The organism is Herbaspirillum sp. B65 (assembly GCF_000333555.1).
GTDB lineage: Bacteria > Pseudomonadota > Gammaproteobacteria > Burkholderiales > Burkholderiaceae_D > Herbaspirillum > Herbaspirillum rubrisubalbicans.
Genome location: NZ_BADI01000574.1, coordinates 1 through 5,339 on the forward strand (window position 1 = coordinate 1; position 5,339 = coordinate 5,339).

General features: G+C 62.8%; 4 protein-coding genes and 1 pseudogene. All 5 read right to left on the minus strand.

From position 1 onward, the window contains the following. Window positions 1-293 (minus strand): annotated as a pseudogene (locus I5W_RS13860) (type 1 glutamine amidotransferase); the annotation flags it as partial. Between the two features lie 156 nt (window positions 294-449). After that, window positions 450-2,885, minus strand: coding sequence for a TonB-dependent siderophore receptor (locus I5W_RS13865; RefSeq protein WP_050010672.1), 2,436 nt, complete (start codon window positions 2,883-2,885; stop codon window positions 450-452). Between the two features lie 163 nt (window positions 2,886-3,048). Further along, window positions 3,049-4,068, minus strand: coding sequence for a FecR family protein (locus I5W_RS13870; protein WP_044529662.1), 1,020 nt, complete (start codon window positions 4,066-4,068; stop codon window positions 3,049-3,051). 4 nt (window positions 4,069-4,072) lie between these two features. Next, a complete protein-coding gene (locus I5W_RS13875) occupies window positions 4,073-4,591 on the minus strand; it encodes a sigma-70 family RNA polymerase sigma factor (protein WP_017451221.1) in 519 nt (172 codons plus the stop codon). Window positions 4,592-4,763: 172 nt separating this feature from the next. Next, on the minus strand, window positions 4,764-5,339 hold a 576-nt coding region (locus I5W_RS13880; RefSeq protein ID WP_044529663.1), incomplete at its 5' end, for a substrate-binding domain-containing protein.

Consider the following 5,339-nt stretch of genomic DNA (forward strand, 5'->3'; position numbering starts at 1 on the left):
GCGCCATCCGCGCGCAGTAGTTGCGCGCCGAAGCAGTGTCCCAGCACCGGCACATCTCGCGCCAGTGCATCTTCCAGCAAGGATTTCTCGGCTGCGATCCAGGGCAGCGCATCGTTGACGCTATGGTCGCTGCCCAGCACCACGATGCCGGCGAACTGGCTGGCGTCGCGTGGTACATCGTCCTGGGCGGCAGGGTGGTAGAGGTGATAGGGCAGGGCGTGCTGTTGCAGATGTTCGAGCAAGACACCCGGGCCTTGCGTGGCTTCATGCTGGAAGATGGCAATCGGTCTCATGAGGTCAGGGCCGGCGCGAGCCGGCCCGTAGTGGAGAAGACCTCAATGTAGGAGTTGGGGCGTAAAAAGCGGGTTGTATTTGCAGGGGTTTGTGTAAACGCGCTGTAAAGCGCAAGGTGCCTGGTCCCGATGTTCCTCGTGAACAGGCCCTGGTCCTCACCAATGATAGGTGGCCGTGGCCAGGATGCTGCGCTGGTCTCCGTAATAGCACGTGGCCGCAGCGGTATCGCAATTGGTCAGATAGGTCTTGTTGGTGAGGTTGCGCAAATTCAAGGCCAGGCTCCAGTGTGCGAGGTCATAGCCGACCAGGCCATCCAACAGCGTATATCCCGGCACCTTGACCGGCGTCCCCCCACCATTGCCGCTGGTGGCGCTGACATAGCGTGCTCCCAGCCCCAGCCTGATGCCATTGTGCAGGCGATGATCACCCCACAGCGAGAGCTGATGCAGGGGAACGGCCGTCGCCTGCTTGCCGATCTCGGCTGGACGGCTGCTGTTGGTGACCACGGCGCGCGGGGTGTAGCTGTAGGCAGCAGTCAGACGCAGCGAAGGCAGCGGCTCGGTGACGGCTTCCAGCTCCAGGCCGCGCACCGATATTTCGCCTTTCTGAGTCGGCATGAAGTTGGCGTCGTAGCTGATGTAGTTCTGGCGCTTCAGGTCGAACAGCGCTGCGCTGTAGAGATCGCGCGTACCAGATGGCTGGTAGCGCAGGCCGACTTCGGTCTGCTTGCCGGTCTCGGGCCCGAAGGGCAGATTGGTCAGCGGATCGACGGTAGCGGTCGGATTGAACGACTCGGTATAGCTGACATAGGGTGCCAGGCCATTGGGCGCACGGTAGAGCAGTGCCGCGCGTGCGGTGAACTTGCGGTCGGTGCTGCTGGTACGGGTGCCATCCAGGCGATTGTCCACCGTGTTGTCGGCGCTGTCATGGCGGCCACCGAGAGTCAGCTCCACCCCGTTGTCCCACTTGATTTGATCTTGCAGATAGAAGCCGGTCTGGGTCAGCACGGCACGGGTGTCGTTGTAGGGGGCCGGCACGACGAAGGGGCCATTCGGATAGGTCGGTGCGGCGATGTTGAGCAGGGGGGCGCTGCCGCCGCTGAAGCTGAGGGCGTCGAAGCGGCTGCGCTGGAAGTCCACCCCCAGCAACATCGTGTGGCGTATCCCTGCGGTACTGAAGTCAAGCTGCAGTTGATTGTCGATGCTGAACATGGTGGCCGATTCGCGGCTGCCGAACAGATTGTGCGAGAGGCTCTGGAAGTTGGCCGGATCGTTGGGAACGGTCGCATCGACGGTGATGAAGTTCGGTTGTTGCAGGGCGTGATAGTCCACGCTCATGTGGCCCACGCGCGCGCTCTGTCGAAACACCACGGCCTCATCGAAGCGATGTTCCAGGCGGTAGCCCAGCAGTTCCTGGTTCTGACTGAAATGGTCGAAGTTGGGATTGCCGGTGTACAAGCCACTGGGAATGGTCGTGCCGATGGGCGTTGGTACCAGTGAACCCACCAGCGGTCTGGTGCGGGTATAGACACCGCCATTGTCCCGCAGCAGCGAGGCTTGCAGGGTCAGCGAGGTATCGCGGCTGATCTTCCAGGTCAGCGACGGGGCAAGATAGATGCGGTCATTCTTCATCCCGCCCGCCGGCATTTCGGCATCCCGTATCACGCCGATGAAACGATAGAGCAGCTTGCCGTCGGCATCCATCGCGCCGCCAAAGTCGCCGCCGACCTGGCGTCGCTGATTCGATCCGAGCTGCACCTGCAGTTCGCGCTGCGTCTCGGCGCTGGGCAGCTTGCTGACCACGTTGACCACCCCTCCCGGGCCGGCCTGGCCAAACAGTACCGAGGCTGGTCCGCGCAGCACAGCGATCTGGTCGATACCATAGTTTTCGGTACGCCATACCGCGAAGCTGTTGGCATTGCGCAGCGGCAGGCCATCCAGGTAGAAGCCGGGGCTGTAGGCGTCGAAGCCGCGCAGGTTGATCCAGTCATAGCGAGAGTCGGCACCGTAAGGGGCAATGTTGACACCTGGGGTGTAACCCAGGGCATCGCGCGCGGTGGTCGCGCCCAATGCAGCGATGCGCTCAGCGGTGACCACCGAGATCGACTGCGGTACTTCGATGAGGGGGGTATCGGTCTTGGTGGTGCTGCTACTCGTGCGTGCAGACCAGCTCTCGGCGCTGGCGCTGACATTGATGGTGGGCAGGCTGCCTTGGGCCGAAGCAAGGGGCGTTGCAGTTGGCGTTGCGCTGCCGGTGTCCGGCATCAACACATAGCCGGCGGCGGTCTTGCCGATGCGGTAGCCGCTGCCTGCCAGCAGGGCATTGAAGCCCGCTTCTACACTGTAGCTGCCCGCCAAGCCCGGCGAGCGCAGGCCCTGCAACTTGCCCGCTTGCAGGGCCAATGGCACATCGGCGGCCTGGGCGAAGCGGGTCAGCACGTCTTCCAGCGGGCCACCCGGGATATCGAAACGTTGCTGCACCGGCTGGGCATACAGTGCGGTGGTACTCATGAGCGCCTGGGCCAGCGCGAGTTTCATGATCAAGGGCTGGTGCAACATGGGGGACATGCGGGTGGGCTTGGACAAGCTCATGCTGATTTTTTCCTCTCCGTTCCTGGTTGATCAATGCACAGGGGAAGCGATCTGCGCCTCGGTGCAGCGCGTCTTCCCTGTTTTTTGGGGACTTCACAAGGCATGACGCACCAGAAAACGAAACCCGCAGCGCAATTGAAAAAAACAGAGTGCTACTGCAGGTTCAGGGAGCAGGAACCAAATCGATATAGGTCAGATAGGGCGTGAACTGTCGCACCCGCAAGCCAGGGACGCAGTCCACCAGTAATTGCAGGGCACGCTGGGTATCGTCCAGCGGCAGCACCACGGTCATCTCCAGCCCCTTCAACTGCGCCTGATCGTAGAGGATGCGACCGGGTCGATAGCGGTTGAGCTCATCGAGCAGCTCCGTCAAGGGCCGCTGGCGGCCTACCAGTCGGTGGTTGCGCCAGGCGCGTTCCAGCGCTGCCGCATCGATGGGCTCCGGCGCTCCCACGGTATCGCCGTGCAGGCGGATGCGCTGCCCGGCCGCCACGATAACGGGCGTTTGCGCCTGCTGGCCCGCAGCGTGGATCGAGACCTTCGATTCAAGCATACTGACGACGGTGCCGCTGTCGTCGCGGCGCACCAGGAAGCGGGTTCCCAGCGCCTCGATGCTGCCGTCGGCGGTCTGGATGAGGAAGGGACGTGCGCGGTCGCGAGCCACCTCCACCAGTATTTCGCCCTTGACCAGTTCGACGGTACGGTGCCGTGCATCGAAGCGGAAGTTGACAGCACTGCGGGTGCCCAGCGTGATGCGGGATCCGTCCACCAGGGTCTGCGCTGCCCAGGCCCCGGTTGCGGTGCGCATATCGGCCAGCAGGTAGTCGGCCGGATAGGCTTGGTAGGTCAGCCACAGTGGCAGCCCGATGCCACAGATGAGGGCCAGTGTCGCCACCGCGCGGCGCATCCGGTCCGGCAAACGGGGCTGCGTCATGGCCGTCTTGAGGCCGGCGCACAAGGCGGTGGGATCGCCGTTGCTGGTATCGAGCAAGCTATTGACCTGCTCCAGTACGCCATGCAGTTCGTGCGCCGCCTGGGCGTGCTGTCGACTTTCACTCTTCCAGCGGGCGAATTCTTCTGCGGCCTGCCGTTGCTGGGCAGCGTTGCCAGCACTCAGGCGCACGATCCATTGTGCCGCCTCGATGGTGATTTCCTCGGAGGGCGCGCAAGCCTTCTCTGTCATCTTTTCAACTCGCCAGTTGACGATGGCAATGGACCAGCGCTTGTGCCAGCCAACCCTGTACGCTGCGCAGCGAAACGCCGAAGTGCTGCGCCAGTTCTTCCTGCCGCTGCCCCTGCACGTAGTGCAGGATGAAGGCCTGGGCGGCCTCGGCGTGCACGCCCAGCAAGGCTCGGCCCAGCGCTTCGATCGCTTGCACGGCTTGCAAGATGGTTTCGGGCGAAGGAGCATGGAGTAGCTCGGGGGCAGCCTCAATCTGCCGTTCCAGCTGCTCCAGATAGCTTTGGCGGATGCGATGCCGCCGTGCACGGTCGATCAACAGGTTGCGGGCGGCGGTGAGCAGATAGGCGCGCGGCTCGTTGAGCGCCGTCAGCACATCGCGTGTGGACAGCAGGCGCAGGAAGGTGTCATGCGCCAGGTCAGCGGCCTGCTCAGTACAGCCTAGCTTGTGGCGCAGCCAGCCACGCAACCAGCGGTGATGGTCGCGGTAAAGCGTTTCAACCTGTTCCACATGCAGGTCTTCCATGGCTGGCGTCGAGAAGAAGGAAGGGGCGGGATGCCTTTAATGAGAATGAATATCATTATAAACAAAATCGTCGAGCCAAAGCGCGGTAATTTTTCCTAGGGTGCAGCCAGGAAATGTTTGCCGAGGGGCAATCGATCAAGAAACCGCGTCAGTATCCCCATGGATTGCCTGCTCACACCGTCCTCGCCTCCAACGGCACCCGCTGCAAAAACCGCTCGAACGAGGCCAGGAAGGCCTGCTCCGGGGCCGACAGCTTGCGCTGGCCATGCCAGGTCAGGAACACGTCGATCTCGGCCACCGGTCCGTCCAGAGGCAGGACCTTCAACTGGCCATCGGCAACATCCTGGCCGATCAGGTGTTCCGGCAAAAAGCTCAGTCCCACGCCGGCTACCACCATGCGCCGGATTTCTTCCACATGCGGCGAGGTGCCGGCAATGTGGCCGGTGAAGCCTTGCTGGTCGCGAAACACGGTCAGCGGGGAAAGGGTGTCGCCCAACTGGTCGCTGGCAAAGCAGACGAAATTCTGTACCAGCAACTCGGCCATGCTCACGCTGCGCTGGGCGAACAGGGGATGATGGCGGCCACACACCAGCACATAGCGATGCCGCAGAAACAGCCGGCGCTCCAGCTTTTCCACCGGCTTGCGACACAGGCACAAGCCCAGGCCACTGCTGCCCTTGGCCAGGGTGTCGAGGATGGCGGCGCTTTGCATGACCTCGATGCGAAATTCCACGCGCGGATAACGGCG